The 1,549-nt window shown below is 42.7% G+C and carries 2 protein-coding genes; both read right to left on the reverse strand.

What is annotated here, in order from left to right:
- Nucleotides 1-1,207: IS1182 family transposase (locus FYJ25_RS14310; protein ID WP_154581601.1), on the reverse strand; the 1,207-nt coding region annotated here is incomplete at its 3' end.
- Between the two features lie 7 nt (nt 1,208-1,214).
- Nucleotides 1,215-1,549: hypothetical protein (locus FYJ25_RS14490; protein ID WP_205677403.1), on the reverse strand; the 335-nt coding region annotated here is incomplete at its 5' end.

Raw genomic sequence — 1,549 nt, forward strand, 5'->3', positions numbered from 1 at the left:
CATATTTCCAAATGATCTTCTTTCCATTAAAACAAACATAATGATCCTGCTCCGGATCGTATGTCATATTTTCCATTCTTCCGATATCCTGTTTATACCTGCGTTTCTTTGATTGTTCATAGTTATTCGGCTTGATATAGGCGGTCTGGCCGTTTTCTTCGAGAAACAGATAGTTTTCTTCACTTTCGTAACCGGCATCCGCAACGATATCCCGATAATGGAACGACAGGTGTTCCTCCATATCTTTTACAAACGGGATCAGGGTCCTGGTATCTGTCGGCCTCTGCGTTACATCAAGCCATGTAATGTATTCGGAATCCACACCATGCTGAAGATTATAGGCTGGTTTCAGCTGTCCGTTCTGCATATGGTCTTCTTTCATCCTCATAAAAGTAGCATCCGGATCTGTTTTAGAATAACTATTCCTGTCACCGCAGAGGTGGATCTTCTGTGTGTATTCCTTCAGTTTTTCCATGGATCCTTCCAGTGTTTCAATGGATTTTTGGATCTGGCTTTTTCTTTTTCCAATCCCATGGACGAACACGATCCCTTCTTCCTCTTTAATCTTGTAGAGTCTTTTCCGAATCTTTTTCAGAGTTCTCAAACCGAATTTCTTTCCATTAAAAATAAAACGGATCCCATACAGTATCTCGCATTCTTCCACAAAGACTGCAATCTTTTGGCAAAGCCTCTGCTGATGTTTTGTCACTGCTTTCTTCCATACAAATGTATACCGGTTTGCTGCAGATTCAATTTTTGTCCCGTCAATAAAGATATGGGTCCCGGATATCTCACCAAGGCTGTAGAGCATTTCCGTCACTTCTGCTAATGTCTTTTTAGAACACTGGGATAAATGAAGGGAGAGGAACCTGGCAATGGTTGCATGGTCTGGTGCAGGTTTTCCTTCTAACAGATACATGAAATTGATATCCCTCCGGCAGGCAGTTTCAATATCCCTGCTGGAATAGATATGGTTCATGGCAGCATAGATCACGATCTTGAACATCTGACGCGGTGTCACCTGGTCTTTTTTGATCTTTCCGTAAGACCGGTACAGATCCGTCAGTTCCAGCTCCTCCACAAACACACTTAACAGGCGGACCGGGTCATCGTCCGGGATCAAAACTTCCAGTTCAAAGGGAAGTTTTAATTGATAATTCATCGAAGATAGGCTATAATCTTTCTGTATAATTTTTGTAGTTTTCATAACATAATTATACACCCAGAGCCGTTCTTTGCAAAAAAGTTCGGCTTTTTTCTTTTGCTTTGCCACAGACAGTGGAAACAAAAACAGCTTTTGGCATCGGGCATGGCGAATGGCGGGGATTCATGTATTGCAATGGGATCGGATTCCGAAGATCTATGAAAAAGCGTGGATGCCTATGGTATAAAGAGCAGATGCTTTGCAGGTTTTGTGTCACGAAACTTGAGAACGAACCTGCCACCGAGCGCGTTGTCTGAGCGGTAGCGAGTTTAGCGCGAATGGCGTTTCCATAAACGTTCGAAAGTTGAGTATCAAAACGCAAGTCGTCTGCGATTATGCCATAGG

Source organism: Anaerobutyricum soehngenii (genome assembly GCF_009697165.1).
GTDB classification, from domain to species: domain Bacteria; phylum Bacillota; class Clostridia; order Lachnospirales; family Lachnospiraceae; genus Anaerobutyricum; species Anaerobutyricum soehngenii.